The organism is Arthrobacter sp. B1I2 (assembly GCF_030816485.1).
Lineage (GTDB): Bacteria > Actinomycetota > Actinomycetes > Actinomycetales > Micrococcaceae > Arthrobacter.
The window spans coordinates 2,829,420-2,854,160 of the sequence record NZ_JAUSYC010000001.1 but is presented as its reverse complement, the minus strand read 5'-3'; the positions used below and the strand labels follow the sequence as shown (position 1 = coordinate 2,854,160).

The following is a 24,741-nucleotide window of genomic DNA, read 5'->3' as shown; positions in this document are numbered from 1 at the left end:
GCCGGGAAAGGGCAGCGCGGGCCAACCGTTCCGAATCAATGCCCACCGGCTTCCTTACTCCCGGCGCCTTCTCCACGGCTGGTTCCTTCTCCACGAGCAATTCCTTCTCCACACCCGGTTCCTTCTGTTCGTTCCACACCGCCACGTTTGTCATGCCACGGCCGCCGCGGCCTGCCGCAGGCACAGTGCCTGTCCGATGTCATTTGGCTCCGGCCTCTCCCTGTGCCCCAGGTCCGCAAGGGTCCAGGCGAGCCGAAGGACGCGGTCATACCCGCGTGCGGTCAGCACTCCCCGCTCCAGCGACTGGTCCAGGATCCGGGTGGCGGCCGGGGGAAGCCGCAATTCGCCGCGCAGTATGCGTCCTGGCACCTGCGAGTTGGTCTCAAGACCGAAGGACCGTAACCGCTCCGCTTGCCGCGCACGCGCGTCCAGTACCCGGCGTGCCACTGATGCGGTGTCCTCTTCCGCGCCCGCCTGCCCGAACTCGGCCAGGGATACCCTCTCCACCTGCAACTGGATGTCCACCCGGTCCAGCAGGGGTCCGGACATCCTGGCGAGGTAGCGCCGGCGCATCACGGGCGTGCAGGTGCAGTCCAGCCCCTTGCCCGACGCCTTGCCGCAGGGACAGGGGTTGGCCGCGAGTACCAGTTGGAACCGGGCCGGGTAGGCCGCCGTTCCGGCTGACCGGTGGATCACCAGTTCCCCGCTCTCCAGCGGTTGCCGCAGTGCGTCGAGGACGCGGCGTTCGTATTCCGGTGCCTCGTCCAGGAACAGCACGCCACGGTGGGCGCGCGACGCTGCACCTGGCCTGGGCAGGCCCGAGCCGCCGCCGATGATGGCTGCAGCGGTGGCTGAGTGGTGCGGGTTCTCAAATGGCGGGCGCCGCAGGAGCTGGACAGTGGATGACGGCAGGCCGCACAGTGAGTGGATGGCCGTGACCTCCATGGACTCGTGGTCACCAAGGTCCGGCAAAAGACCGGGCAGCCGCTCCGCCAGCATCGTCTTTCCGGCGCCCGGCGGCCCGGTGAGGAGCACATGATGGGCACCCGCCGCAGCCACTTCCAGAGCCCTGCGGGCATCGCCCTGTCCGGAGACATCCGCCATGTCGGGACACGGGCCAGGCAGGGCCGGGCCATCACCGGCATCATCGGCCTCGTCAGGCTCGAAATCCAGGGCAAGTTCCTGCGGATCAGCCCCGAAGTCGAGGGCAAGCCGGGCAAGTGTTCGGTATCCACGTACCTTGGCACCGGGGACAAGGGAGGCTTCCGCCAGGTTGGCTTCCGCCACCACGATCTCCGGATACCCGGCCTGGACCGACGCCATGACCGCCGGCAGGATACCCCGCACGGGCCGCAGCCTGCCGTCGAGCCCCAACTCAGCGATGAAAACTGCGCGCCCCGTGTGCTTGATATCGTTCGCGGCCCGGAGCACGGCCATAGTGACGGCGAGATCGAAACCCGAGCCGCGCTTGGGCAGCGAGGCGGGAATGAGGTTGGCGGTGATCTTCCGGCGGCTGAGTGGAATCCCGGAGTTCTTTGCAGCTGAGCGGATGCGCTCCTTGGCTTCATTCAGCGACGCGTCCGGCAGCCCAAGAATGACGAAGGCCGGGAGGGTCTGGCCGATGTCCGCTTCGACTTCCACGATGTAGCCGTTGAGCCCTACCAGGGCGACGGAGTAGGTCCGGCCGAGCGCCATCACCCCACCCCCTTGAGGTGTTCCACCACGGGTTCCCCGCCGCCGTCGTCCACGACGGCGACAACGTCCACCCGGCGCAGCGGCATCCGCAACTCATGGTCCCGGCACCAGGCGGCACCGAGGCGGTGCAGCCTGGCCAGCTTTTCCGGGCCCACCGCCTCAAAGGGGTGGCCGTAATCCAGGGAGCGGCGGGTTTTGACTTCGGCGATGACCAGCGCATCGCCGTCGAGGGCAACAATGTCGATCTCGCCCTCAGCACACCTCCAGTTGCGCTCAACCACCAGCATGCCCAGCGCTTCAAGATAGCCCGCGGCGAGGTCCTCGCCGCGCCTGCCCAACAGGTCTTTCGATTTCATTTCTACCTCCGCAACCAGCCTGGATGCGGACGGCAGCGGAGAACAGAAGGCCCCTGCCGTATGTGGACAGGGGCCTGGTGTGGAGGGGAAGTCGGGCTCCCGGTGGGCCCTAGTTACCCAGGTCCACGTCCTTGGGCACGGAAAGTTCCTCGTTGCGGGGCAGTTCCTCGACGTTGACGTCCTTGAAGGTCAGGACCCTGACGCTCTTGACGAACCGCGCCGAACGGTAGACATCCCATACCCAGGCGTCCTGGAGGGTCAGGTCGAAGTAGACCTCGCCATCGGCGCTGCGGGCCTGGAGGTCAACGTGGTTGGCGAGGTAGAAGCGCCGCTCGGTCTCGACAACGTAGCTGAACAGGCCGACGACGTCGCGGTATTCACGGTAGAGCTGAAGCTCCATGTCGGTTTCATAGTTCTCAAGATCCTCAGCACTCATGCTTCCATCTTGCACCATGTCCGGTACGGCTGGCGCCGGGGCGGGAGTCAGTCTTCGTACGTCTCTTCCCCGTCGGAGGCCTCTGCGCCCTGCAGTTCCCCGCCGAGCAGCCGCCAACTCACCCGGTGGTACGGTGTGGGCCCGGCGGCACGCAGGATGTTCCGGTGCGCTGCCGTGGCGTACCCCTTGTTGATGTCCCAGCCGAAATCGGGATACTCCGTGTGCAGCTCCCGCATCATCCGGTCCCGTTCCACCTTGGCGATGACACTCGCAGCCGCCACGCTGAGGCACTGCATGTCCGCCTTGACCTTGGTGTGCACCGGCGCTTCGCAGGCGGCCTCCAGCACGGGCTGATCGAACAAGGACAGCTGGCCTGCCGGGGAAAGCCAGTTGTGGCTTCCATCCAGCAGCACGGCCTCCGGGATGGTTCCCGCCCCGAGGATGCTGTTCCACGCCCGGGTTCCTGCCAGCCGAAGGGCAGCGATGATGCCGATCGAATCGATCTCGCCGGCGGAGGCGTGTCCCACCGCCGAGGCGACACTCCAGCGCCGCACCAGGGGGTCAAGCCGTTCCCGCTCCGCCGGGCTGAGGAGTTTGCTGTCCCGCACGCCCGCCAGCGGCTTTTGCCGCTCCAGGTCAACGACGGCGATTCCCACACTGACAGGGCCGGCAAGGGCGCCGCGGCCCACCTCGTCCACCCCGGCCAGCAGGCGTACGCCCTGGGCCTTGAAGGTCCGCTCATGCCGCAGCGTGGGTGCCTTCGCGCCCCGTGCCGCCGGCTTCGAACCGGAGCGCACTTTGGCTGCCGGCGGAACTTTCACGGCCGGGGGAACTTCCACTCCCGGAGAAGCCTGCACTGCAGAGGACATGGTCAGCGGGCCGCGGGGACATTCCGGAACACGTCCGGGTAGTTGTCCAGTGTCTTGATCCTGTTGAGCGGCCACGCGATCACAGCAGCTTTGCCTTCGAGGTCCTTGAGTTCTATGAATCCGCCGTTGGTCTCCATGTGCGCGCGGGAATCGGCGGAGTGGTTGCGGTTGTCACCCATCACCCACACCTTGCCTTCCGGAACGGTGACGTCAAAGTTGCGGACCTGCGGGACCTCAGCCGGGTTGATGTACTTCTCGTCGACAGCGGTCCCGTTAATGGTCAGTTTACCGCCGGCATCACAGCAGACCACGTGGTCGCCCGGGAGCCCGATGACCCGCTTGACCAAGTGCTGCTCGGAGTTGTCCGGCAGGAGGCCAACGAACGTCAGGCCATCCTGGACCCAGGTGAACGGGCCCTGTGCCTTTGCCGGGGCGGGCGGCAGCCAGCCCTTTGTATCCCGGAACACCACCACATCCCCGCGGCTGAGGGCAAACGGCTCCGGAACGAGGAGGTTTACGAAGATTCGGTCGTCCACGTCCAGGGTGTTCACCATGGATTCGGACGGGATAAAGAAGGCCCGGAAGAGGAAAGTCTTGATGAGGAAGGACAACACCACCGCAATGACCACCACTGTGGCGATTTCCTTCAGCCACCCGAGCAAGGGGTTGCCGGGGGACTTGCCCGCAGCCTTGGATGCCATCCTGGTTCGATGGTGGACACGCGCGGCCGCCTCCGGACCCTCACCGGGCGCGGACGAAGCTGGAACGGCCGGCGTCCCTGAGGCGCCGTCGTGGCGCGGTTCAGGTTTCCGCTCGTGGTTCTCGGGCATTTACCGTCCGTTCTCTGTTGTCGGCCCCGCTGCGGGCGGCCGTGCTACTGGAGCAAATCTATCAAGCGGCCAAAGGATCTGGACCGGCCGGCCAATCACCCGGGCCAGCGGGACCAGTCCCCCGCCGGGCGCACCAAGCAGGCTGCGGGAATCGGCGGACACGGAGCGGTGGTCGCCCATCAGCCACAGCCTCCCCTCGGGAACCAGGGTGCTGAACTTTTGCGTGCTGGGCGCGTCGCCGGGGAAGACGTAGGGCTCATCCAGCGCTGTCCCATTGACGGTGACCTTCCCGGCCGCGTCGCAGCAGACCACTGTGTCCCCCGGAAGGCCGATGACCCGTTTGACGTAGGTTGTGTCGCTGCCGGTGAGGCCAAGCCATTGCATGGCGGAGGCTGCGGCATCCACCAACGGTCCTCTGCCGCTGTTGAGGGGCGCGAAGCTGCCACGGCCGTCAAAGACAACAACGTCCCCCTGCCGGATGGGTTCGGACTGGAAGTCCGTGCGGGACACCAGGATCCGGTCCCCGCCTTCCAGCAGCGGCTCCATGGACTCCGAGGGGATGAAGTAGACGTCAAGCCACAGGGAGCGGACCAGCCCGCTGATGGCCACGGCAAGGACAAGGGCAAGTAAAACAAAACGCCAGCCCGTTTTGCGGGGCTGGCGTTTTGTCTGGTGCATGGTCCGTATCCTGGCGCTGATGGATTGCTCCGGCGCGTGCCGGCTACGGCCGCGCTCCAGCCTTGCGGTAAGTCCGGGCAGGACTTACTTGGCGGAGCTGAAGTCGCGCTTTTCCTTGATCTTGGCAGCCTTGCCGCGCAGCGCACGCATGTAGTACAGCTTGGCGCGGCGGACGTCACCCTTGGTGACAACCTCGATCTTTTCGATGATCGGGGAGTGCACCGGGAAGGTACGCTCCACACCGACACCGAAGGAGACCTTGCGGACGGTGAAGGTTTCGCGCACGCCGTCGCCCTGGCGGCCCAGGACGAAGCCCTGGAAGACCTGGACACGGGTGTTCTTGCCTTCGATGATGTTCACGTGCACCTTGAGGGTGTCGCCCGCGCGGAATTCGGGAACATCGCTGCGCAGCGAGGCTGCATCGACGGAATCGAGAATATGCATGATTGCACTCCTGGTGAACGCCACAGGTCATTCACTTTGGGTCACGGCAGCCAAGTCCGGCTGCTCGAAAGCAGTCCGGGTCTCGCCGCCGAAGTAAAAGTGGTCCGGCCGCTTCAAGGGTTGATGGGGCCGGTTGTCGGGCTGTTGGCCGCGCTACCCCCTGTGGCAGGTGCGGACCCAGCAGACACAAGGGTTAATTTTGCCACAGCAGCAGGGTTACGCCAATTCCGCCGGCACTAGTCCCGCCGTTCGACTGCCGCCTCCGGGCGGCGGACCAGCCTGCCGTCCACGACGTCGTAGCCCAGGTTGTGCAGTTCGGTGCGGTCGGCACGGGGCAGGCTGCCGGCGTCGAACCCTTCCAGGAGGTCCGGACGGCGGTCCGCTGTCCGGCGGTACTGTTCGTGCCGGCGCCATTGGGCGATCCTGCCGTGGTTGCCGCTGAGGAGCACCGGCGGTACCTCGCGGTCACGCCAAACGGAGGGTTTGGTGTAGACCGGATACTCCAGGAGCCCGTCCGAGTGGGATTCCTCCACCAGGGAGTCGGGGTTGCCCACCACACCGGGGAGCAGCCGGCCAATGGCCTCGACCATTGCAAGAACGGCCACTTCCCCGCCGTTCAGCACGTAGTCGCCCAGGCTCACGGGCCGCACGGTGAAGTGCTCCTGCGCCCATTCGACGACCCGTTCATCGATGCCTTCGTACCGCCCGCACGCAAATGCCAGGTGCTGTTCCTCCGCCAGTTCGTAGGCGAGGGCCTGCGTGAACCGTTCGCCCGCGGGCGACGGAACGATCAGGACCGGCTTGCGCTGCGGATCCGGGCGCCCCTCCGCCACTGCGGAGAGGGCCTGGGCCCAGGGTTCGGGCTTCATGACCATCCCGGCGCCCCCGCCGTAAGGGGTGTCGTCGACGGAACGGTGCTTGTCCGTGGTGAAGCTGCGCAGGTCATGGACGTGCAGGTCCAGGATTCCGTCCTGGCGGGCCTTGCCGATCAGCGAGAGTTCAAGCGGGGCCAGGTAGTCAGGGAAGATGCTGACGACGTCGATCCGCATCTAGTCGCTGCCTTCCGGTTGCGGGGCGGCGGCTTCGTCGGAGTTGAGTTCGAAGAGGCCGTCCGGCGGGGTGAGGAGGATGAAGCCCTCCGCGATATTCACCTCAGGCACGATTTGCTCCACGAACGGGACAAGGATTTCCTTGCCCTCCGGGGTGGTGACCATGAGCAGGTCCTGGACGGGCATGGTGTTCAGCGCAGCGACCTTGCCCACCACCTGATCCCCTACCCTGGCCTCAAGGCCGACAAGTTCGTGCTCGTACCAGCCCTCGTCGTCGTCGTCCCCGTCCAGTTCTTCGGTTTCGATGAACAGCTTGGCCCCGCGCAGGGTTTCCGCGTCGTTGCGGGTTTCGATTTCGTCGAAGCCCAGCAGCAGGATGTCCTTGTTCCAGCGGGCGCTGCTGACGGTCAGCGGGCCGGCAGAGGCCGGTTCGACCACAAATTCCGTTCCCGGCACGAAGCGGTCCTCCGGGGCGTCGGTCAGGACCTGGACCGTGACTTCCCCGCGAATGCCGTGCGGCTTGCCAATCCGTGCCACCTGAAGCTGCATCTGTTCCTCTGTTCCGGGTTGTGGTGATTCTGGTGAAAGCAGTCCGGCCCCTCCACCTGGTGGTGGAGGGGCCGGAGCAAAACTGAATGTTGCCGAGCGCTCAGCGGCGGCGGTCGGTGTCGACGACGTCGACCCTTACCGGTTCGCCGCCGGCCAGTGCTGCCACCACGGTGCGCAGTGCGCGGGCCGTGCGGCCCTGGCGGCCGATCACCCGTCCGAGGTCGTCCTGATGAACGCGCACCTCGAGGGTGTCCCCGCGGCGGTTGTTCTTCGAGCTGACCTTGACGTCGTCCGGGGAATCAACGATTCCCCGGACCAGGTGCTCCAGCGCGTCTGCCAGCAATCTACTCAGCCTCGGTGGTCTCAGCTTCGGCGTCGGCCGGGGCCTCGGCAGCGTCAGACTTGGAGGCCTTCTTGGTGATGGCTTCCGGGATGATGACCGAGCCCTTCTCCGGGGCAACGAAGGCTTCCTTCTCGACCTTGGTCTTGAGGGTGCCTTCCTGGCCCGGCAGGCCCTTGAACTTCTGCCAGTCACCGGTGATCTTCAGGATCGCGGCAACCTGCTCGGACGGCTGGGCGCCGACGGACAGCCAGTACTGTGCACGCTCGGAGTTGACCTCGATGTACGAGGGCTCTTCGGTGGGGTGGTACTTGCCGATTTCCTCGATGGCACGTCCGTCACGCTTGGTGCGTGAGTCCGCGACGACGATGCGGTAGTACGGGGCGCGCATCTTGCCGAAGCGCTTAAGGCGAATCTTTACGGCCACTTTTGTGGTCACTCCTGTTTCAGAAAAAGGGGTGAACCCGGCTTTCTGCACCCGTGGGGCGGGCCGTACTTGCGGGCTCAAAGGACAGGATCCGGACGCGGAGAGAGGGGCCGCGCAGATCGAGTACCTGTTTATTGTGCCAGATGGGCGCCGTTATTTCGACTTGGCCTGCTGCCTGCGGCGCGGCAGCCGGCCGCAGGGCGCCCGGAAGACCCGCCAATCCGGCATCTGCGGGTCAGGCGGACCAGACGTACAGCCCCGTCCGGTCGGCGTCGTCGACTGAGGCGGCAAGTTCCGCCAGCTGATGCACGTAGGTCCGGGCCTGGCCGGCGTCGAACGGCATGTCCTCCTGGCCGGCCCACTGTTCGGCGACGTCGTCGAGGACATTTCCTTCGCCTTCGGTTTCGTAGGTGAGCAGGTCCGCCAGGGCGCGCACCATGGCCGGCGGAACGGCGAGAAGGGAATCGCTGGCGACATCCACCATGGTCAGCTCATAGTCGGCTCCGCCGGCGTGCACGGCAGTGCCGGCGAGATCACCCAGCTGTTCGACTTCAAAGTCGCTGATGCCCTGGATGCGGACCGCCTGGCCCGCGGCCGTGCCGTCCGCCGCGGAGCCGCTTCCTTCGTCAAGGATGCCGGCGCGTTTTAGCGCGGCGTCATGGGTGGCGACAAAGATCTCGGTGAAGCCCATGGCTGGTGCCCTTCTTCCGTTGACGGAGCTGTGCGCCGGGTGCTGCCTGCCGCCCGGCCGTACGGATTCAGCCTAGTAGTTGCGGACCTGCCGGCGCACACGCGGACCGCTTCCGGCACCAGTCAGCGGACCGCCACCCGGAGCCGGTTGCGCCATGGGTCTTCGAACCGGAGTTCGGCACCGGTGTGGTGGGCGGGCACCCCGGCGACCTTGAGCCGGTCAGCCAGCGCCCCGACGTCGTCACCCGAGGGAACCTCAATGAGCACCTCGCCCAGGCCAAGCGTGTCCTTGCGCGGGCCGGCACCGCGGCTGTTCCAGACGTTCATGGCCATGTGGTGGTGGTAGCGGCCGGCGGAAACGAACAGTGCCTGCCCGTGCCAGCCCGCCGTCTTCTCGAAACCGAGCGTGCCCACGTAGAAGTCCCGGGCGGTCTGGACGTCACCAACCTGGAGGTGGACATGCCCCACCCCTGCGGGGGTCTGCCGCTGGCCCTCCAGGGACTCCTCGGTGAGGTACTGCTCCAGGTAGCGCTGCGGCGGCAGCGCGAGGCTGTCCATCACCACGTCGGTCCCGTTCCAGGACCAGTTGCTGCGCGGGCGGTCCCAGTACAGCTCGACGCCGTTGCCCTCAGGGTCGGTGAAGTAGAAGGCCTCACTGACCAGATGGTCGGCACTGCCGGTGAAGGACCGCGGCTCGTACTGTGCGGCCGTGGCGATGGTGGCAGCAAGGGATGCCTGGTCCTCAAACAGCAGGGCAGTGTGGAACAGGCCCGCCTCTCCCCTGCCGGGAAGGTGCAGCCCGGGAGCCGGCGCCAGGTGGACCAACGGCTTGCCGAGCCTGCCAAGGTAGAGCCCGCCGTCCTGCTCGGCCACCGCCTCGAGGCCCAATGCACGCTGGTAGTAGTCCGTCATGACCTTCATGTCGCCCACCTTGAGCATCACCGTGCCCATGGCGAGTTCGGCAGGAAGAAGATCCTGGGTGCTGGCTGCTTCGGTCATGTGAAGGCTCCTTGTGTTGGCGGCCGTCCCGTTGGCGGCCTGTCACACGTTAAAATTACTTGAAGCTTCAATTTATTCCAAGTCCCGGGTTACTGATGGTCAGCGGACCATGCGACCGCCCAGCACCACATGTTCCAGGTCCGTGATCGTTTCCGGCACTGCCCGCGGATCTTCCCGGCAGACCACGACGTCGGCCCGCGCGCCTTCCTCCAGGCCGTCCGCACCCAGCCACCTGCGGACCGCCCAGCAGGCGGCATCAAGGGCCGCCTCCATGGGCAGGCCTGCGCTGTGCAGCGCGAGGATCTCATCGGCGATCCTGCCATGCCGGATCACGCTGCCTGCATCGGTGCCGGCAAAGATACGCACGCCGGCGGCATGGGCCTCCGCGACCCGTTCCAGCCTGCGCTCAAAAAGGGCATGCATGTGGGCCGCGTAGCGCGGAAACCTGGAATCTGCCTGCGCGGCAATATCGGGGAACGTGGCGATGTTGATGAGCGTGGGCACGATCGGTACGCCCTGTTCCACAAAGCGGGGCAGGTGGCGGGGCAGGAGCCCCGTGGCGTGCTCGACACAGTCGATCCCGGCGTCCAGCACCTGGTCCAGGGTGTCCTCGGCAAAGCAATGCGCCGTGACCCGGGCACCTTCATCATGAGCAGCCTGGACGGCGTCACGCACGACGGCGGCGGGAAAGGAAGGCGCCAGGTCACCAACGCTCCGGTCAATCCAGTCCCCCACCAGCTTGACCCAGCCGTCGCCGTCGCGCGCCTGCTTTCGCACAGCCTCAACGAGGCCCTCCGGCTCAACCTCCTCGGCAAAGCCGCGCAGGTACCGGCGCGTCCGGGCGACATGCCGTCCGGCACGGATCAGCACCGGGAAGTCCCGGCCGCCCTGCATCCAGCGGGTATCGGCGGGTGAGCCGGCGTCCCGGACCAGCAGTGTCCCGGCGTTCAGGTCAGCCAGTGCCTGTTCCCGCGCAACGGCGGGTTCGACTGGCCCGGCGGGCCCCAGCCCGATGTGGCAGTGGGCATCCGCGAAGCCGGGCAGGACCCATCCATCGAGCACCCGGTCCGGAGGGGCGGCGGGCCGGCGGAACGTGAGCCTGCCGTCCACTGACCAGAGCCCGTGCCGTACTTGGTCCGGTGCGGCCAAAACGGGACCGCGAAAGTGAATGATGCCTGCCATTCCGGCTCCTTTCGATGCCCGGACAGGCTAGCACCCGCAATGTGACGGGGCGCTTCCGCGGCCCTGTGGTAGCTTCGATCCTGACCACACGGGTGCCCCTGCAAGGGCTGAGATCGGGCTGACGCAGCCTGCGACCGTTGAACCTGTCCGGGTAATGCCGGCGAAGGAAGTGAGTATTCCCTTGAGTACGCAAAACACCCAGTTGAACCCTGCCCACGTGCCGGCCGCCGGGGAGTCCGGCACTGCATCGGCACCGCAGGTGACCCAGTCCCTGTCGTCGCATTCGTTGGCGTTCATTGAAGACGCCGGGTCCGGAATCCGGGTACCGGTGACGGAGGTCGCCCTGGAGCCGTCCCCCAACGGCCAGCCGAACGCGCCCTTCCGGACCTACCGGACAGCGGGGCCCGGCAGCGACCCCGTCCGCGGCCTGCAGCCCTTCCGCTCGGCGTGGATCGCGGCACGTGGAAACACGGAGGCATACAGCGGCCGGGAGCGCAACCTCCTCGACGACGGCCGCTCGGCCGTGCGCCGCGGTGCTGCCTCGGCGGAGTGGAAGGGCGCGCAACCGGTGCCCCGCCGCGCCGTCGAAGGCAGGACCGTGACGCAGATGCACTATGCCCGGCAGGGAATCATCACGCAGGAGATGCGCTTCGTGGCGCTCCGCGAGAACTGCGACGTCGAACTGGTCCGCAGTGAAGTAGCTGCCGGCCGGGCCATCATCCCCAGCAACATCAACCACCCTGAGTCCGAGCCGATGATCATCGGCAAGGCATTCCTGGTGAAAATCAATGCGAACATCGGCAACTCGGCGGTCACCAGTTCTATCGCCGAGGAGGTGGACAAGCTGCAGTGGGCCACCCAGTGGGGCGCGGACACCGTGATGGATCTTTCCACCGGCGACGACATCCACACCACCAGGGAATGGATCATCCGAAACTCTCCGGTTCCTATCGGGACCGTCCCCATCTACCAGGCCCTCGAGAAGGTCAACGGGGAAGCCAACGCGCTGACCTGGGAGATTTTCCGGGACACCGTGATTGAACAGTGCGAGCAGGGCGTGGACTATATGACCATCCACGCCGGCGTGCTGCTGCGGTATGTCCCGCTCACAGCCAACCGGGTGACGGGGATTGTCTCGCGGGGCGGCTCGATCATGGCCGGCTGGTGCCTGGCCCACCACCAGGAGAACTTCCTTTACACGCACTTCGACGAGCTGTGCGAAATCTTCGCGAAGTACGACGTCGCCTTCTCCCTGGGTGACGGCTTGCGTCCAGGTTCAACGGCGGACGCCAACGACGCGGCCCAGTTCGCGGAACTGGACACGCTTGCCGAGCTTACCCAGCGTGCCTGGAAGTACGACGTGCAGGTGATGGTGGAAGGGCCCGGCCACGTTCCCTTCCACCTGGTCCGCGAAAACGTCGAGCGGCAGCAGGAACTCTGCAAGGGGGCGCCGTTCTACACCCTGGGACCACTCGTGACTGATGTTGCTCCCGGCTACGACCACATCACCTCAGCCATTGGTGCCACCGAAATTGCCCGTTACGGCACCGCCATGCTGTGCTATGTCACCCCGAAGGAACACCTGGGCCTGCCCAATAAGGATGACGTGAAGACCGGCGTGATCACCTACAAGATCGCGGCGCACGCGGCGGACCTTGCGAAGGGCCACCCGGGGGCGAACGAACGGGACGACGCATTGTCCAAGGCGCGGTTCGAATTCCGCTGGCGGGACCAGTTCGCGCTGTCGCTGGATCCGGTGACGGCGGAGGCGTTCCACGACGAGACGCTGCCGGCCGAGCCCGCGAAGACGGCACACTTCTGTTCGATGTGCGGGCCCAAGTTTTGCTCCATGCGGATCAGCCAGGACATCCGCGACGAATTCGGCTCCGCGGAAGCGCAGGCAGCGCTTGCCGGGGTGGCATCGGGGATGCGGGAGAAAAGCGAGGAATTCCTGGCGGCAGGCGGTAAGGTCTACCTGCCCGAACTGCGGGTTCCCGCTGACAGTTAGGATGCCCGGGCGGGCTGGCTTTGGCTGACCCGGCTGATGAACTGCCGGATGGCCCGGTCCCCGTCCGGGGAGTCGTGGGGCCGGTGCCCTCCCGCGGCAACGCGGTGCAGGGCGCCGGTTTCCCGGAGGTAGCCGGCAATTTCCTCGTACAGCGGTTCCCACCCGCCGGTCAGGACCAGCGTGGGAACACCGGGAACAATGTGCAGCGGCGCCTCCCACGACGGTGCCTGCAGCCGCAGGCGCCGGGCGGACCGTTTCTCCTCCGTGGTGGCGGCCTGCTGGAGGTCCGTGGCGTAGACCCGCCGGACGAATTCGCGCTGGAAGTCTTCGTCGCTGAGCTGGTGCCGGACGTCGAAAAGTGGCTGCATCAGGCTGATGTGCGCCGCCGTGGCCGGAAGTTCCGCGGTCAGGGAGAGGCAGGCCGGCTCAACCAGCGTCAACGAAAAGACCAGGTCCGGGCGTTCGACGGCGGCCATCATGGCAGCGATTGCCCCCTGGGCGTGTGCCACCACGTGCCCGCCGGCCGCGCCGCGGCCGTCGTCGGCGAGGGACCGCAGGATGATTGCGGTGTCCTCCGCGAAAGAAGACTCCAGCGGCTCCGCGTCGGCATCAAAGCCGTGGCGGCGGAGGAACAGGGCGTCGTAGGACAGTGCCATGCCGTGCTGGCGCGGCCATGCGGCGGCACCGAAGGTTCCGGCGCCGTGCACGAACACTACCCTTTGCTTGAACATGTCCCAACCCTATTCCACGGCACTGACATCCCAAGCACGTAGCGCCAGGTGTCGTTTGGAGCGAACAAAACGGCACCTGGCGCTACCTGGCCGGGAACTGCTACTTGCCTGCTACTTGCCGAGGAACTTGTCGAAGCCCTTCGGGAGGTTCAGCTGGGACGGATCGAAGTCGCCGCCCTGCTGGCCGAAGGCGGCACCGGTAGGCAGCGCCTTGGCAGCGTTGGCACGGCGGGCCTCCGCCTCCTTGCGCTCCTGGGCAGCCTTGGCCGGGTTGCCGGACTTTGCCTTCTTCTTGGGCGCGTTCTTGGCGTTCTTCCGCGCACCGCCGCCGGCACCGGGCAGGCCCGGCATCCCGGGCATTCCCGGCATGCCGCCCTGGGCCATCTTCTTCATCATCTTCTGCGCCTGGGCGAAGCGCTCCAGCAGGCCGTTGACCTCGGAGACGTGGACGCCGGAGCCACGGGCGATGCGGGCCCGCCGTGAGCCGTTGATGATCTTCGGCGCAAGCCGCTCGTGCGGCGTCATGGACCGGACGATCGCTTCCACGCGGTCGATCTCGCGCTCGTCGAACTGCTCCAGCTGCTGGCGGATGTTCTGGGCGCCCGGCATCATCATGAGCATCTTCTTCATGGAGCCCATGTTGCGGATCTGCTGCATCTGGGCAAGGAAGTCGTCCAGGGTGAATTCTTCCTGGTCGGCAAACTTCTTCGCCATCCGGGCGGCTTCGTCCTTGTCCCAGGACTTCTCGGCCTGCTCGATGAGCGTGAGCACGTCGCCCATGTCCAGGATGCGGGAGGCCATGCGGTCCGGGTGGAAGAGCTCGAAGTCGTCCACGCCCTCGCCCGTCGAGGCGAACATGACCGGCTTTCCGGTGACCGACGCGACCGAAAGCGCGGCACCGCCGCGGGCATCGCCGTCGAGCTTGGAGAGCACGATGCCGGTGAAGTTCACGCCTTCGTCGAAGGCGAGGGCCGTGTTCACGGCGTCCTGGCCGATCATGGAATCGATCACGAACAGGACTTCGTTGGGCACGATGGCGCGGCGGATCTGGCGGGCCTGTTCCATCATGTCCGCGTCCACGCCGAGGCGGCCGGCCGTGTCAACGATGACGACGTCGTGCAGCTTCTGGCGTGCTTCCTCGACTCCGGCGCGAGCGACGGCGACCGGGTCACCGGCTGGTTGGTCCAGCTCCGCGGAGGTGGCCCCCGGATGCGGGGCGAACACGGGCACGTTGGCGCGCTGGCCCACCACCTGGAGCTGGGTGACGGCGTTGGGCCGCTGCAGGTCGCAGGCCACCAGCATGGGGCTGTGGCCCTGGGACTTCAGCCACTTGGACAGCTTCCCGGCAAGGGTGGTCTTGCCTGCACCCTGGAGGCCGGCGAGCATGATGACCGTGGGGCCGTTCTTTGCCAGCCGGATCCGCCGGGTTTCGCCGCCAAGGATCTCCACGAGTTCCTCGTTGACGATCTTGACAATCTGCTGGCCGGGGTTCAGCGCGGCCGAGACCTCGGCACCCAGAGCGCGTTCACGGACCCGGCCGGTGAACTCCCGGACAACCGGAACGGCAACATCGGCGTCCAGAAGGGCGCGGCGGATCTCCCGGACGGTGGCATCGACGTCTGCCTCGGTGAGCCTGCCTTTACCGCGGAGATTCTTGAAGGTTGCTGTCAACCGGTCAGAGAGTGAATTGAACACGCGACGTGCACTTCTTTCAGTGGATGATCGGGACTCGACTATCTAGGGTATCAAGTCAGGCGCGTCAGGTGGCATGCTGGCAAAATGACGAGCCAAACAACTGTGAAGACCCTGCTCATCCTCGGTGCCTCCGGCGACCTCACCGGCCGGCTCCTCCTGCCAGGCCTGGCGCGGCTTGTTGCGGCGGGCCGCGCGGAGGGCCTCACCCTGGTGGGTGCCGGCTCGGATCCGTGGACACCGGAACAATGGCGGGAGCGGGTCCAGTCATCGTTCAGCGCCGCAGCCGGTGCAGCAGATGAGTCCGGGAAAGACGCCCTGGAGCTGCTGCACAAGGAGACGGTGTACCACCAGGTGGACGTTACGGCCAAGGGTGCCCTTGCAGCCCTCCTCGCGGAACTGGAAGGCCCGGTGGCCGTCTACTTTGCGCTGCCGCCGCGGATCAGCCAGCTGGCATGCGAGACGCTCCAGGCCGATGAGGTTCCGGATGGCACCCGGCTGGTGATGGAGAAGCCGTTCGGCTCCAGCGAGGAATCGGCACGCTCCCTCAACCGGACCCTGGCGCGCCTGGTCCCGGAGGACCACATCCACAGGGTGGACCACTTCCTGGGCAAGGCCACCGTCCTGAACATCCTGGGCCTGCGTTTCGCCAACAACTTCCTGGAGCCGGTGTGGAACCGGCAGCACGTGGAAAAGGTGGAGATCTTCTTCGACGAGGACCTCGCCCTGGAAGGCCGCGCCCGCTATTACGACGGCGCCGGCGCCCTCCGCGACATGATCCAAAGCCACCTCCTGCAGATCATGGCAATCATGGCCATCGAGCCACCCGCCACCATCGGCGAGCGCGACCTCCGCGACGCCGTGTCCACCGTCCTGAGGGCCAGCAGCGTCAGCGCCCCCTTCACGGACTCAACGCGCAGGGCCCGCTACACGGCGGGTTCGGTGGCAGGCAAGGACGTCCCCGACTACGCCGCGGAGGAAGGCGTGGATGCCGGACGGGGAACGGAAACACTCGCCGAGATCCAGGTGGGCATCGACAACTGGCGCTGGCGGGGCGTCCCCTTCATCCTGCGCTCGGGCAAGGCACTGGGCGACAAGCGCAAGGAAGCGGTGGTTACCTTCCTTCCGGTGCCCCACCTGCCGCAGGGCTTTACCGGGGTGGACTCCCCCAACCAGCTGCGCATCGGCTTCGGCCCGGACACGCTGGAGTTCGACGTCGACGTCAACGGTCCCGGAAACATCTTCAGCCTGGGCCGGGTCACCCTGGAAGCGGAACTGAGCGCCTCCGATCTCCTGCCCTACGGCGAAGTGCTGGAAGGCGTGCTGGCCGGCGATCCGTTGCTCTCCGTACGGAGCGATACAGCGGAGGATTGCTGGCGGATCGTGGAGCCGGTGCTGAAAGCCTGGGAGCGCGGGGAGGTCCCGCTGGAAGAGTACGACGCCGGTTCGGCCGGCCCGGCGTCCTGGCCCACCAACGGCACCAAGTAGGACAAGAACAAAGGTGGGCGGGAACCTTTCCGGTTCCCGCCCACCTTTGTTTCTGCTTCAGTTGTCGGTGCCCTAGATGGCAGCCACTCCGCGTTCCCCGGTTCGCACCCGTACTGCTTCGTGGACGTCAATGGTCCAGACCTTGCCGTCCCCGGCCCTGCCGGTATTGGAACTGGCAATGATCACGTCCAGGATGTCGTCGGCCTGCTCGTCCGTGGCCAGGACTTCCACCCGGATCTTGGGCAGGAGGTCCACGTTGTACTCCGCTCCGCGGTAGACCTCGGTGTAGCCGCGCTGCCGGCCGTATCCGCTGGCTGCGCTGACGGTGAGGCCCTGGACGCCGTAAGCTTCCAGTCCTTCCCTGATGGCTTCGAGCTTTTCCGGCCTGACGATTGCAGTAATCAGTTTCATGCCCCCACACTTTCCTTACCTGTTGCTGGCTGTGCCTTCTGCGTACCGGGTGCTGCCTGGGCTGCTTCGTGGGACCCGCCCTGGCCCTTGCCGGTGATCATGTCGTGCAGCGGCTGGAAGCTTCCGCCGTGTCCGCTCAGGCCGAACTCGTAGGCAGTCTCGGCGTGCAGGCTGAGGTCCACACCCACCGTTTCCTGTTCCTGCGAGACGCGGAAGCCCATGGTCTTGTGGATGGCCAGCGCAATGATTGAGGTCAAGACCGCCGAGTACGCGATGGCGATGCCGGCTGCTGCGAGCTGTGCCCAGAGCTGTGTCAGTCCGCCGCCGTAGAAGAGGCCGCCGCCAACACCGTCGGTGGGCAGCGCGATGAAGCCCAGTGCCACGGTGCCGATGATGCCGGACACCAGGTGCACGCCGACGACGTCCAGCGAGTCATCGAAGCCCCAGCGGAACTTCAGGCCGACTGCCAGGGCGGAAGCTACGCCGGCTACCACGCCGAGGCCGAGCGCACCGACGGGGCTGACGTTGGCGCACGCTGGGGTGATGGCCACGAGGCCGGCAACAACGCCGGAAGCTGCGCCCAGGGAGGTGGGGTGTCCGTCGCGGATGCGTTCGGTGACCAGCCAGCCGAGCATCGCCGCTGCCGGGGCTGCGAGGGTGTTGATCCAGATCAGGCCGCCCTGTTCGGCTGTGGTGGCTGCACCACCGTTGAAGCCGAACCAGCCGAACCAGAGGATGGCCGCGCCGAGCATGACGAACGGGATGTTGTGCGGGCGGTGGTTCGGGTCCTTGCCGAAGCCCCTGCGGTTGCCAATGATCAGGACGAGGATCAGTGCTGCCACACCTGCGTTGATGTGGACGACCGTGCCGCCGGCGAAGTCGATGGCGGGGCCGAGGGCCTTGCCGATGGCGCCTTCGGGACCGAAGAGACCGCCTCCCCACACCATGTAGGCCAGCGGGCAGTAAACCAGCGTGACCCACACGGGAACGAAGACGGACCAGGCGCCGAACTTGGCGCGGTCGGCGATGGCGCCGCTGATCAGTGCGACGGTGATGATGGCGAAGGTGGCGGCGTAGCCCACCTTGATCAGGCCGTCGGGGGTGGTGATGCCCTCAAGGCCGAACGTGGCGAACGGGTTGCCCACGATCTCCAGGAACCCTTCGCCGGAGCTCATGGAGGCGCCCCACAGTACCCAGACAACGCCCACCATGCCGATGGAGATGAAGCTCATCATCATCATGTTCAGGGCTGCCTTGGCGCGGGTCATGCCGCCGTAGAAAAATGCCAGACCGGGTGTCATGAACAGCACAAGGGCTGCCGCCACCATGACCCAAACGTGACCTGCGGTAAGTTCCATGGTGCACGTCCTCTCTCATCGAATCTTGCGGACTACTCCGCCTGCCAACGCCTTTTGCGTCCTGTAAAGAGTTTGTGGGCGGCGTGTTTCGCCCGCGGAGGATTTAGATTGCCGGGCTGTTACAACAACCTCTAGGAAGTAAATGGTGCATATCCGCCTTGTTACGGTTATGTTTCCGCACCCGCGCAGCCACCCGGCTCCCTTTCAGGCAAGGACTCCTGCACCATGACGGCACCACCCCGCGCAAGCGGCGCCACTTCAAGGTTTTTGGCGCGGCTGAGGCCGCAGCGGGAAAAGCTTCCACGCGACATCAAGGTGATGCTGGGCGCCGCGTTCCTCATCGCGCTCGGATTCGGGCTCGTGGCGCCCGTATTGCCGCAGTTCGCAACGACCTTCGGGGTCGGGAATACCGAGGCTGCCGTCATTGTGGCGATTTTTGCCTTCATGCGCCTGGCGTTCGCGCCCGCCGGCGGCGCCCTGATCGGCAGGCGCGGCGAACGTCCTGTCTATGTCGCGGGACTGCTGATCGTGGCATTGTCCACGGCGGCTTGTGCCTTCGCGCAGGATTATTGGCAGCTGCTGCTGTTCCGCGGCCTTGGCGGGGCAGGCTCCGTCATGTTCACTGTGGCATCGATGGCCCTGGTGGTCCGGCTGGCGCCGCCCAAAAGCAGGGGAAGGGTCTCAGGAGCCTATGCGTCGGCTTTCCTGATCGGTAACGTGTGCGGGCCGATTGTGGGTGGGCTGCTGGCGGGGCTTGGCTTGCGGGTCCCGTTCCTTGCGTATGCCGCGGCCCTGCTCGTTGCCGCATTTGTGGTGCAGACCCAGCTCAGCCATCAGCGCCGGGGCGGGGACGAAACCCGGCACCGTCCACCGGACATGCGCTTTGGCGAGGCCCTTGCCGCCGGAACCTACCGGTCGGCCCTCTTGTCCAGCTTTGCCAACGGGTGGGCCACTTTTGGCGTCCGGATGGCAACGGTGCCGCTGTTCGCCGCGGCCGCCTTCGGGGCGGGTCCGCAGGCCGCGGGCCTGGCACTTGCGGTGTTTGCTGCCGGAAATGCAGCCGCGCTGACCTTTTCGGGACGGCTGGCGGACTCCCTGGGGCGCAAGCCAATGATGATCGCGGGCCTGCTGGTGGCAGCCTTATCAACTGCGGCGATCGGCATTGCCTCCGAGCTGCCCTGGTTCCTTGCGGCGTCAGCGCTTGCCGGCGTCGGGTCCGGGCTCTTCGGCCCCGCCCAGCAGGCCGCCGTGGCCGATGTCATTGGCAACGGACGCTCGGGCGGCAAGGTGCTGGCCGCCTACCAGATGACGTCCGACGTCGGAGCGATCGTTGGTCCGATCGCCGCCGGACTGCTCGCGGACCGGCTGGGCTTCGGCTGGGCTTTCGGGGTGACCGGGGGCATCATGCTCCTGGCCGCAATCGGCTGGCTGCCCACCCGCGAAACACTGCGGGCTGGCTAGCCACCGAGGGCGGGCCTCCCGGCCGCGCTTCCCTGCTAGTTCAGCAGGGCGTCGACAAAGCCCTCGGGGTCGAACGGGGCCAGGTCGTCGGCACCTTCGCCCAGGCCAATGAGCTTGACGGGCACGCCAAGGGTCTTTTGGATGGCGACGACGATGCCGCCCTTGGCAGTCCCGTCCAGCTTGGTCAGGACGATGCCGGTGATGTTGACCACCTCTGAGAAGACCCGTGCCTGGTTCAGGCCGTTCTGGCCCGTGGTGGCATCCAGCACCAGCAGGACCTCATCCACGTCGGCCAGTTTCTCCACCACGCGCTTGACCTTGCCCAGTTCGTCCATCAGGCCCACCTTGTTCTGCAGGCGCCCGGCGGTGTCGATCATGACGACGTCCACTTCCTGCTCAATGCCTGCCTTCACGGCCTCGTAGGCAACGGAGGCGGGGTCGGCGCCGTCGATATCCGACTTCACGGTCGGTACGCCCACGCGCTGCCCCCACGTGGCCAACTGTTCCGCCGCTGCGGCGCGGAACGTGTCCGCGGCGCCCAGCAGGACGTCCTTGTCCTCGGCCACCAGCACCCGTGCCAGCTTGCCCACTGTGGTGGTCTTGCCCACGCCGTTCACGCCCACCACCATCATCACGGCGGGTTTGTCCGCATGGCGCGTGACGTTCAGGCTGCGGTCCATGGTGGGGTCCACAAGCTTGATCAGTTCCTCGCGGAGCATGGTCTTGACGTGTTCCGGGGTCCGGGTGCCCAGCACCTTGACCCGTTCCCGCAGGGCATCCACCAGCTGCATGGTGGGCTCAGTTCCCAGGTCCGCGAGCAGGAGGGTCTCTTCAACCTCGTCCCAGACGCCCTCGTCGATCCGGTCGCTGGAAAGCAGTGCCAGCAGGCCCTTGCCCATGATGTTGTTGGAGCGCACCAGCCGTTCACGAAGGCGGGTGAGGCGGCCAGCGACAGGGAGCGGGGTTTCGACGGGGATGGTTTCCAGCCCGGCGGCGTCATCCGGAACCGTTGCGGTATCCAGCCCGTCGAGGTCGGCGTAGCCGGGGGCCTTCCGCTCGAGGGTTCCATCCCTGTCCGCCACCGCGGTGCTCCCGCCGGAGCGGACCTCCGGATCGTTGGCATCCCGGGTGCCGGGGTACTTGGTGATGTTCCTCCGCGTCTTAAGCAGCACCGGAATCAGACCGCCGATGACCACCAGCGCAGCAAGAATGGACAGGACAATGGGAAGGATGTCATTCACTCCCCTAGCTTCTCACAAACGGCCCGCCGGGTTCCGGCGCCCCCGGCGCCGGTGACCTGCCGGCGATCTGCCCTGACCTGCCCCTGACCTGCACCTTTGGGCTGCCGCCTGCTGCTAAACCTCCGCCCCCAGGCGCTGGCTGATGACGGTGGAGACGCCGTCGCCCCTCATGGTCACGCCGTACAGCGCGTCTGCCACTTCCATGGTCCGCTTCTGGTGGGTGATGACGATGAGCTGGCTGGATTCCCGGAGCTCTTCGAAAATGGTGATCAGCCGGCCGAGGTTGGTGTCGTCCAGTGCCGCCTCCACTTCGTCCATGACGTAGAACGGCGAGGGCCGCGCCTTGAAGATGGCCACCAGCAGCGCCACGGCGGTCAGGGACCGCTCGCCGCCGGAGAGCAGGGACAGCCGCTTGATCTTCTTGCCCGCGGGACGGGCCTCCACCTCAATGCCTGTGGTGAGCATGTCCGCAGGGTCTGTGAGGACCAGGCGGCCTTCGCCGCCGGGAAAGAGCCGCTCAAAAACCCGGACGAACTGGGCCTGGGTGTCCTCGAACGCCTCGGCGAAGACACGCTGGACCCGGTCATCCACTTCCTTGATGATGTCCAGCAGGTCCCGGCGGCTGGCCTTCAGGTCCTCGAGCTGGGTGCTGAGGAACTGGTGCCGCTCCTCCAGCGCCGCGAATTCCTCCAGCGCCAGTGGGTTGACCTTGCCCAGGCTGGCGAGGTCGCGCTCGGCCTTCCGCAGCCGCTTCTCCTGTTCCTGCCGGACGTAGGGCTTCCCTTGCCTGACCTCTTCCCCGCTGGCATCTACAGGGGCCCGCAGTGCCGCCCACTTGTCGCCGGATTCCTCAGCCGGCAAGGGAACCGGGATATGGGGCCCGAACTCTGCGACCAGCGCTTCGGGGGTGATGCCCAGTTCATCCACGGAGCGGGATTCCACCGCCTCGATCCTGGCCCGCTGCTGGGCCCGGGCCAGCTCGTCCCGGTGCACGTTGTCCGTGAGGTCGGCGAGTTCCCGGGCCAGGGCATCGTTCGCTTCCCGGACGTCCCGCAGCCCACGGTCACGCTGTTCGCGGTTTTCCTCGGCAAGGTCCCGTTCATGCCGGGCAAGGTCCACGGAGACGTCCACGTAGGCCAGCGCCTGTTCCACCCCGGCGGAAACGGCGGCTGCACGCCTGGCCTGGATGCGGCGGCGCCGGGCACGCTGGGCGGCTTCCTCCCGGGCGCGGCGCTCGGTGGCGGCGGCGCGTTCCAGGGATTCCACCCGGTTGCGGGTGGCCACCAGCTGCTCTTCGGCACTGCGCAGGGACAACCGCGCTTCCACCTCGGCTGCACGGGCGGCGGAGGCGGCCTGCGCCAGGGCGTCCCGCTGGTCTGTGGAGGGCTCCTCTTCAACGGGAGCTTCCTGGGCGGCGGCCAGGCGGGCGGTGATGGCAGCGAGCGCTTCCTCCTCCGCCGCAACGTTCTCCCCGGCCCGTGCCAGGGACGCTGCCAGCCGCTCACTCTCGCCGACGGCGCTGCGCAGAACCGAGTTGAGGTGGCCCAGGCGTTCAGCCACGGCGGCCAGGCGGGCATCGGAATCGTGCAGCTTGTCCAGGGCCGCGTCCGCTTCCTCCTGCGCCCCTGCGCGCCGGGCCTTGGCGGCGGCCAGGGCGAACCTGTTCCGCTCCAGGTCTGCCGTGACCGCCGAAAGGCTCCGGCCGGCGTCGTCCACTGCCGCCTGCACCTCCAGGAGGGACGGCGCCTTGGCCGAGCCGCCGGCGACGGATACGGCAGTGAACACGTCCCCCTCGCGGGTGACGGCCGTGAGCCCGGGCTGTGAAGCCACGAGCGAGGCCGCAGCGTCAATGCCGGTGACGACGGCGGTTCCGGAAAGCAGGTGCCGGACCAGCGGGATGTGATCAGAAGGTCCGTCGACCAGGGCGTCGGCCCATTCCGCTCCCGCGGGCAGCGGCACTCTTTCAACCGACTGCGTCGTGGCAGCGTCCCCCCGGTGGTCTCCGGCCGCCGATGCGAGGAGCAGCGACGCCCGCCCGGCGTCGTCGTCCTTGAGCACTTGCAGGACCGCGGCCGCCGTGTCCGCATCCTTGACCAGGACTGCGTCGGAGGCCTCCCCCAGGGCGGCGGCGATTGCCGCCTCATAGCCGCCCTGCACCGTGATCCCGGCAGCGAGGCTTCCCAGCACTCCCGGCAGCCCCGACTCCAGCACGTGCCTGGCGCCGTCCTTGCGGTCAAGGCCGAGCTTCAGCGCGTCGAGCCGCGCGGCGAGGGCATCCCGCTTGCGGACGCCCTCATTGACGGCCGCCTTGAGGTCGGCGATCTCCTGAAGCACCGCGTCCAGCGCTTCACTGGCGGCCTCGTAGTCGGCGTCGAGGGATTCTTCCCCCTCTTCCACGCCGGCCACCTGGTTTTCCAGTGCCGTGAACTCGGCCTGGGCACGGGCACGGCGTTCCGTTCCGGCGGCGAGGGATTCCCGCAGCCGGCCCAGTTCCGCCTGCGCGGACTCCACCCGGGACCTGGCGGCTGCTACTTGTCCGGCCAGGCGGGCCAGGCCCTCCCGCCGGTCCGCTGCGGCCCGAAGTTGGGCCGTCAGCCGCCGGTCCTCGGCCTGTGCGGCCTGCTCTGCCTCGGCTTTGGCCGCGCTGGCCGCGTCCAGGGTGCTGCGCCTGGCCTGGATGTCCTGTTCAAGCCCGGCCAGCTCCTGCCGCACCCTGGCAGCCTGGCGCTCAAGCTGTTCGGGGTCCCGTCCGGAGGCCGGCGCGGCATCGTCGGAACCCAGCAGCCGGCTGCGTTCGGTGGCCAGTGAGCCCAGCGACCGGAGCCGCTCACGCGCGGTGGACAGCCGGTACCAGGTGTCCCGCGCCGCGTTGAGCCGGGGCGTGGCCTCGGCCGCCAGCTGCTCCAGCGCTGCCTGCTGCCTGCGCCCTGCTTCGAGTTCCTGCTCGACGGCGGTCCGGCGGGCCTTGAGCGCTGCCTCGTCCGCCACGTCCTGCTCCAGCGCCTGCTGCAGCTGGACCAGGTCATCGGCAAGAAGCCGGGCACGGGCGTCCCGGACGTCGAACTGGACGCGCTGGGCACGGCGGGCCACCTCCGCCTGCTTGCCAAGGGGCGTGAGCTGGCGCCGGATCTCCCCGGTGAGGTCGGTAAGGCGCTGGAGGTTGGCCTGCATGGCCTCCAGCTTCCGGACCGTCCGTTCCTTGCGGCGGCGGTGCTTGAGGATCCCTGCCGCCTCCTCGATGAAGCCGCGGCGGTCCTCCGGGGTGGCGTGAAGCACGCGGTCCAGCTGGCCCTGGCCCACGATGACGTGCATTTCCCGGCCCAGCCCGGAGTCGGAGAGCAGTTCCTGGATATCAAGCAGCCGGCAGCCGGCACCGTTGATGGCGTACTCGGATCCACCTGTGCGGAACAATGTCCGGGAAATGGTCACTTCGCTGTATTCAATCGGCAGGGCGCCGTCGGTGTTGTCGATGGTCAGCGAAACGTGGGCACGTCCCAGCGGCGGCCGCCCGGACGTCCCGGCAAAAATGACGTCCTCCATCTTGCCGCCGCGGAGGGTCTTGGCCCCCTGCTCGCCCATGACCCAGGCCAGGGCGTCCACCACATTGGACTTGCCGGATCCGTTGGGACCCACGACGGCGGTGACGCCGGGTTCGAAGTCGAAGGTGGTGGCAGACGCAAAGGACTTGAACCCCCGGACGGTGAGGCTTTTGAGGTGCAAGGCTTTTCTGGTCTCCTGGAGCGGGGGTGGGGCACTTTGCTGGAACCGGCTCCCTCCAATCTACTGGGCAGAACCGACATTTCCCCG

General features: G+C 66.9%; 23 protein-coding genes and 1 riboswitch. Of the genes, 3 read left to right on the top strand and 20 right to left on the bottom strand.

The window, feature by feature from the left end; all coding sequences use genetic code 11:
* Window positions 1–150: 150 nt before the first annotated feature.
* The 14 genes from QFZ57_RS13265 to QFZ57_RS13200 form a co-directional block, all read right to left on the bottom strand.
* On the bottom strand, window positions 151–1,695 hold the full coding sequence (locus tag QFZ57_RS13265) for a YifB family Mg chelatase-like AAA ATPase (RefSeq protein WP_306630849.1): 1,545 nt from the start codon (window positions 1,693–1,695) through the stop codon (window positions 151–153).
* Window positions 1,695–2,051, bottom strand: a complete 357-nt coding sequence (locus QFZ57_RS13260) for a YraN family protein (protein ID WP_306630848.1) — start codon at window positions 2,049–2,051, stop codon at window positions 1,695–1,697. Before QFZ57_RS13260 ends, QFZ57_RS13265 begins: the two co-directional genes overlap by 1 nt.
* Before the next feature lie 109 nt (window positions 2,052–2,160).
* Window positions 2,161–2,487: a DUF2469 domain-containing protein gene (locus QFZ57_RS13255; protein WP_306630847.1), complete on the bottom strand. Its 327-nt coding sequence runs from the start codon at window positions 2,485–2,487 to the stop codon at window positions 2,161–2,163.
* A 47-nt stretch (window positions 2,488–2,534) separates the two neighbouring features.
* On the bottom strand, window positions 2,535–3,356 hold the full coding sequence (locus QFZ57_RS13250) for a ribonuclease HII (RefSeq protein WP_373461246.1): 822 nt from the start codon (window positions 3,354–3,356) through the stop codon (window positions 2,535–2,537).
* A 2-nt stretch (window positions 3,357–3,358) separates the two neighbouring features.
* The gene (gene lepB, locus QFZ57_RS13245) at window positions 3,359–4,186 is read right to left on the bottom strand and encodes a signal peptidase I (protein ID WP_306630846.1); all 828 of its coding nucleotides are present in this window, start codon (window positions 4,184–4,186) and stop codon (window positions 3,359–3,361) included.
* On the bottom strand, window positions 4,187–4,864 hold the full coding sequence (gene lepB, locus QFZ57_RS13240; protein ID WP_306900569.1) for a signal peptidase I: 678 nt from the start codon (window positions 4,862–4,864) through the stop codon (window positions 4,187–4,189).
* An 84-nt stretch (window positions 4,865–4,948) separates the two neighbouring features.
* Complete coding sequence (gene rplS / locus QFZ57_RS13235; protein WP_306630844.1) at window positions 4,949–5,308, bottom strand: 50S ribosomal protein L19; 360 nt, start codon at window positions 5,306–5,308, stop codon at window positions 4,949–4,951.
* Window positions 5,309–5,544: 236 nt separating this feature from the next.
* Complete coding sequence (gene trmD, locus QFZ57_RS13230; protein WP_306900568.1) at window positions 5,545–6,357, bottom strand: tRNA (guanosine(37)-N1)-methyltransferase TrmD; 813 nt, start codon at window positions 6,355–6,357, stop codon at window positions 5,545–5,547.
* Window positions 6,358–6,906: a ribosome maturation factor RimM gene (gene rimM / locus QFZ57_RS13225; RefSeq protein WP_306900567.1), complete on the bottom strand. Its 549-nt coding sequence runs from the start codon at window positions 6,904–6,906 to the stop codon at window positions 6,358–6,360. It lies immediately after the preceding gene.
* Between the two features lie 100 nt (window positions 6,907–7,006).
* A complete protein-coding gene (locus tag QFZ57_RS13220; protein ID WP_306630842.1) occupies window positions 7,007–7,249 on the bottom strand; it encodes an RNA-binding protein in 243 nt (80 codons plus the stop codon).
* Window position 7,250: 1 nt separating this feature from the next.
* Window positions 7,251–7,673, bottom strand: a complete 423-nt coding sequence (gene rpsP / locus QFZ57_RS13215) for a 30S ribosomal protein S16 (protein WP_056335390.1) — start codon at window positions 7,671–7,673, stop codon at window positions 7,251–7,253.
* Between the two features lie 235 nt (window positions 7,674–7,908).
* Window positions 7,909–8,364, bottom strand: coding sequence for a hypothetical protein (locus QFZ57_RS13210; RefSeq protein WP_306630841.1), 456 nt, complete (start codon window positions 8,362–8,364; stop codon window positions 7,909–7,911).
* 122 nt (window positions 8,365–8,486) lie between these two features.
* Window positions 8,487–9,362, bottom strand: coding sequence for a VOC family protein (locus QFZ57_RS13205; RefSeq protein WP_306900566.1), 876 nt, complete (start codon window positions 9,360–9,362; stop codon window positions 8,487–8,489).
* A 99-nt stretch (window positions 9,363–9,461) separates the two neighbouring features.
* On the bottom strand, window positions 9,462–10,544 hold the full coding sequence (locus QFZ57_RS13200) for an amidohydrolase family protein (RefSeq protein ID WP_306900565.1): 1,083 nt from the start codon (window positions 10,542–10,544) through the stop codon (window positions 9,462–9,464).
* Between the two features lie 78 nt (window positions 10,545–10,622).
* Window positions 10,623–10,730, top strand: a riboswitch (TPP riboswitch).
* Between QFZ57_RS13200 and thiC the strand changes: the two genes are divergently transcribed.
* Window positions 10,726–12,552, top strand: a complete 1,827-nt coding sequence (thiC, locus tag QFZ57_RS13195; RefSeq protein WP_373461245.1) for a phosphomethylpyrimidine synthase ThiC — start codon at window positions 10,726–10,728, stop codon at window positions 12,550–12,552. It overlaps the preceding riboswitch by 5 nt.
* Here thiC and QFZ57_RS13190 read toward each other — a convergent pair.
* Together QFZ57_RS13190 and ffh are read right to left on the bottom strand one after the other, a co-directional pair.
* Window positions 12,549–13,283 (bottom strand): alpha/beta fold hydrolase, encoded by a 735-nt coding sequence (locus tag QFZ57_RS13190; protein WP_306630838.1) that lies wholly within the window; start codon window positions 13,281–13,283, stop codon window positions 12,549–12,551. The genes thiC and QFZ57_RS13190 overlap by 4 nt on opposite strands.
* Before the next feature lie 111 nt (window positions 13,284–13,394).
* Window positions 13,395–14,978 carry a signal recognition particle protein gene (gene ffh, locus QFZ57_RS13185; protein ID WP_306900564.1) on the bottom strand — a complete coding sequence of 528 codons (1,584 nt, stop codon included), beginning with the start codon at window positions 14,976–14,978 and terminating at the stop codon, window positions 13,395–13,397.
* 84 nt (window positions 14,979–15,062) lie between these two features.
* On the opposite strand from ffh, the gene QFZ57_RS13180 reads away from it, so the two are divergent.
* The gene (locus tag QFZ57_RS13180) at window positions 15,063–16,463 is read left to right on the top strand and encodes a glucose-6-phosphate dehydrogenase (protein WP_306900563.1); all 1,401 of its coding nucleotides are present in this window, start codon (window positions 15,063–15,065) and stop codon (window positions 16,461–16,463) included.
* 72 nt (window positions 16,464–16,535) lie between these two features.
* Here QFZ57_RS13180 and QFZ57_RS13175 read toward each other — a convergent pair whose 3' ends face one another.
* Window positions 16,536–16,874, bottom strand: coding sequence for a P-II family nitrogen regulator (locus tag QFZ57_RS13175; RefSeq protein ID WP_043453189.1), 339 nt, complete (start codon window positions 16,872–16,874; stop codon window positions 16,536–16,538).
* Window positions 16,871–18,232 (bottom strand): ammonium transporter, encoded by a 1,362-nt coding sequence (locus tag QFZ57_RS13170; protein ID WP_306900562.1) that lies wholly within the window; start codon window positions 18,230–18,232, stop codon window positions 16,871–16,873. The genes QFZ57_RS13175 and QFZ57_RS13170 overlap by 4 nt, the downstream gene beginning before the upstream one ends.
* 225 nt (window positions 18,233–18,457) lie before the next feature.
* On the opposite strand from QFZ57_RS13170, the gene QFZ57_RS13165 reads away from it, so the two are divergent.
* Window positions 18,458–19,693 carry an MFS transporter gene (locus QFZ57_RS13165; protein ID WP_306900561.1) on the top strand — a complete coding sequence of 412 codons (1,236 nt, stop codon included), beginning with the start codon at window positions 18,458–18,460 and terminating at the stop codon, window positions 19,691–19,693.
* Between the two features lie 35 nt (window positions 19,694–19,728).
* Here the strand turns inward: QFZ57_RS13165 and ftsY are convergent, their stop codons facing one another.
* Both ftsY and smc read right to left on the bottom strand, forming a co-directional pair.
* Complete coding sequence (ftsY, locus tag QFZ57_RS13160; RefSeq protein WP_306630833.1) at window positions 19,729–20,934, bottom strand: signal recognition particle-docking protein FtsY; 1,206 nt, start codon at window positions 20,932–20,934, stop codon at window positions 19,729–19,731.
* A gap of 114 nt (window positions 20,935–21,048) precedes the next feature.
* The gene (smc, locus tag QFZ57_RS13155; RefSeq protein WP_306900560.1) at window positions 21,049–24,654 is read right to left on the bottom strand and encodes a chromosome segregation protein SMC; all 3,606 of its coding nucleotides are present in this window, start codon (window positions 24,652–24,654) and stop codon (window positions 21,049–21,051) included.
* Window positions 24,655–24,741 lie beyond the last annotated feature (87 nt).

Excerpts from the sequence above, each read along its gene's own strand:
- QFZ57_RS13170 (WP_306900562.1), bottom strand. The coding sequence starts at position 18,232 with ATGGAACTTACCGCAGGTCACGTTTGGGTCATGGTGGCGGCAGCCCTT.
- rimM (WP_306900567.1), bottom strand. The coding sequence starts at position 6,906 with ATGCAGCTTCAGGTGGCACGGATTGGCAAGCCGCACGGCATTCGCGGG.
- QFZ57_RS13165 (WP_306900561.1), top strand. The coding sequence starts at position 18,458 with ATGACGGCACCACCCCGCGCAAGCGGCGCCACTTCAAGGTTTTTGGCG.
- rplS (WP_306630844.1), bottom strand. The coding sequence starts at position 5,308 with ATGCATATTCTCGATTCCGTCGATGCAGCCTCGCTGCGCAGCGATGTT.
- lepB (WP_306630846.1), bottom strand. The coding sequence starts at position 4,186 with ATGCCCGAGAACCACGAGCGGAAACCTGAACCGCGCCACGACGGCGCC.
- QFZ57_RS13210 (WP_306630841.1), bottom strand. The coding sequence starts at position 8,364 with ATGGGCTTCACCGAGATCTTTGTCGCCACCCATGACGCCGCGCTAAAA.
- QFZ57_RS13260 (WP_306630848.1), bottom strand. The coding sequence starts at position 2,051 with ATGAAATCGAAAGACCTGTTGGGCAGGCGCGGCGAGGACCTCGCCGCG.
- QFZ57_RS13250 (WP_373461246.1), bottom strand. The coding sequence starts at position 3,356 with ATGTCCTCTGCAGTGCAGGCTTCTCCGGGAGTGGAAGTTCCCCCGGCC.
- QFZ57_RS13200 (WP_306900565.1), bottom strand. The coding sequence starts at position 10,544 with ATGGCAGGCATCATTCACTTTCGCGGTCCCGTTTTGGCCGCACCGGAC.
- QFZ57_RS13265 (WP_306630849.1), bottom strand. The coding sequence starts at position 1,695 with ATGGCGCTCGGCCGGACCTACTCCGTCGCCCTGGTAGGGCTCAACGGC.
- QFZ57_RS13190 (WP_306630838.1), bottom strand. The coding sequence starts at position 13,283 with ATGTTCAAGCAAAGGGTAGTGTTCGTGCACGGCGCCGGAACCTTCGGT.
- QFZ57_RS13255 (WP_306630847.1), bottom strand. The coding sequence starts at position 2,487 with ATGAGTGCTGAGGATCTTGAGAACTATGAAACCGACATGGAGCTTCAG.
- QFZ57_RS13180 (WP_306900563.1), top strand. The coding sequence starts at position 15,063 with ATGACGAGCCAAACAACTGTGAAGACCCTGCTCATCCTCGGTGCCTCC.
- lepB (WP_306900569.1), bottom strand. The coding sequence starts at position 4,864 with ATGCACCAGACAAAACGCCAGCCCCGCAAAACGGGCTGGCGTTTTGTT.
- QFZ57_RS13175 (WP_043453189.1), bottom strand. The coding sequence starts at position 16,874 with ATGAAACTGATTACTGCAATCGTCAGGCCGGAAAAGCTCGAAGCCATC.
- trmD (WP_306900568.1), bottom strand. The coding sequence starts at position 6,357 with ATGCGGATCGACGTCGTCAGCATCTTCCCTGACTACCTGGCCCCGCTT.
- QFZ57_RS13205 (WP_306900566.1), bottom strand. The coding sequence starts at position 9,362 with ATGACCGAAGCAGCCAGCACCCAGGATCTTCTTCCTGCCGAACTCGCC.